The organism is Streptomyces sp. NRRL F-2664, from assembly GCF_000719345.1.
Taxonomy (GTDB): domain Bacteria; phylum Actinomycetota; class Actinomycetes; order Streptomycetales; family Streptomycetaceae; genus Streptomyces.
This window is the reverse complement of record NZ_JOFX01000193.1, coordinates 1-1,709: the sequence shown is the minus strand read 5'-3', so window position 1 is coordinate 1,709 and position 1,709 is coordinate 1. Positions and strand designations below refer to the sequence as shown.

1 protein-coding gene is annotated in these 1,709 nt (G+C 64.1%); it reads left to right on the top strand.

The features are described 5' to 3' along the window. Positions 1-376 precede the first annotated feature (376 nt). Complete coding sequence (locus IF89_RS46725; protein WP_158718134.1) at positions 377-856, top strand: hypothetical protein; 480 nt, start codon at positions 377-379, stop codon at positions 854-856. The last annotated feature ends 853 nt before the right edge of the window (positions 857-1,709 follow it).

Here is a 1,709-nt window from a genome sequence, read left to right as displayed (position 1 = left end):
GCTCAAGGCGGAGATCGGCACCCACGTGTGTCCGGGTACCTCACCCCACTCGAGACCCGGACCCTACTGCAGTACGACCCCACCCCCGCAGCGTAGAAACCAGCTGTCCAACATCAGGGGGGAACTTCACGGTCGGCTGGAGGTCCACCTGGTGCTGGACAACTACGCCACCCACAAGACCCCGGCCATCAAGACCTGGCTGGTGTCCCATCAAGCGGGTACTGGGAAGAACGTGCCATGACTCTGCCGAACCCGGAACGGTTCACAGTCCGGCTGGAGTACTAAGATTGTCAGTGCGGTCTGATTAGCGAAACCCCAACGTGGTCTGTTGGTCGAATCCACGAGCCCGCCTCTATTGCAAATTGGAGAGTCACTCATGCACTATATGCACCCTGCACTTGCTGGTGCCATCACGCTCCTCGCCCTCACCGGCTTCCCCGCGACCGCATATGCGAGCACCGGGCCCGGCGCGGCGTCGGCGCACCTGGCGGAGGCCCGCGTCACCCTAAATAACCAAACCGGGTATCAGGCCACCTTCAGTGGCGGCTTTGGGTCGCCCGCTGTACCCGCGAAAGTCGATGCGAAGAGCGCGGTGTCATGGAGCTGGAACAATAACCCTACGTCCCCCGTCCCAAGGGCAGAATATATCATCTCCGACGGAACGCAAGGAGACAGAAGCAGAGCCACCCAGATCGTTATAAATACCGGCTGGGATTCCGATTCCCCCATTACCAGCTGTTTCTTCGTCACCGCCAGCGGTGGTCGGCAGTCGCCAGCTAATGGCTATACCTGTACGGTCACAGGCGCCGATACTGCCAGCCCGATCGTCACCCTTTCTGGAATCCGTATGCCCTGAATAGGAAGCGCTCACTGAGGCTGGAGGGGCCTGAACCGCTGAATGCCGGGCGTTTCGACAGGGGGAGGGCCGGCTGCAGTCGGTGCGGTTCGCGGCTGGTGGGAACACGCGGTGATCGTGAAGAAACTGGGGGTGCGGGCCTGGCCGCCAGCGTCCCGGCCGCCTGCTCTGCCCGCCGGGCACCATGCGTACGAGGCAGCCTCGTCCGGCGGACGTGCTGGACCCTGGCGACCTTCCCGCTGCTTCGGTGCGGCTGGCCTTGGCATCGGTGTCGTACTCGCGCATCCACGTTATGCAGAGCTGCCGCCCCACCCCGGCCGGGCATTGCGCCCGGCCGGGCGGTGGTCGGACGCCACTCCCCTCGAGCCATCAACGGCACACAGTCATCAGCCACACCCGGTCCTCCCGGACCGCCCAACATTCTTAGGGACGCAGTCATGCCGGGCCCGGAGGCCAGCGGCCCTCTTGCAGGACCGCGAAAAACATAACTGTGAGACTTCTTCTGCGGCCCGGGATGGGTTGCTGCCAGACTCAGCGCCGATGATCCGGCATGACTCGAAACATAACTGGCGCCCCGTCAGGGGCTGCCGTGTCCCCCGAGATGTCTGCCGGACATCGGCGCCGACCTGGCCCACCCGTTGGCTTGATCAGCAGCTTGTCCGCCTCGCGGCGTGACTCATCACAGTTCCGCTATGCGGTGACCCCGTCCAGGCCGACGCCGAACCAGAGCCGTCCGCCCAGCAGGGAGTGAGGCCCCCCGGAGTGTGGACACGGGGATTCATGCTGCGAGAGCGAGTCTATGTTCTCGCTGGTGCTGCTGTTCGAACTCGACGGGTGACAGGTAGCCGAGGCT

Excerpts from the sequence above, each read along its gene's own strand:
- IF89_RS46725 (WP_158718134.1), top strand. The coding sequence starts at position 377 with ATGCACTATATGCACCCTGCACTTGCTGGTGCCATCACGCTCCTCGCC.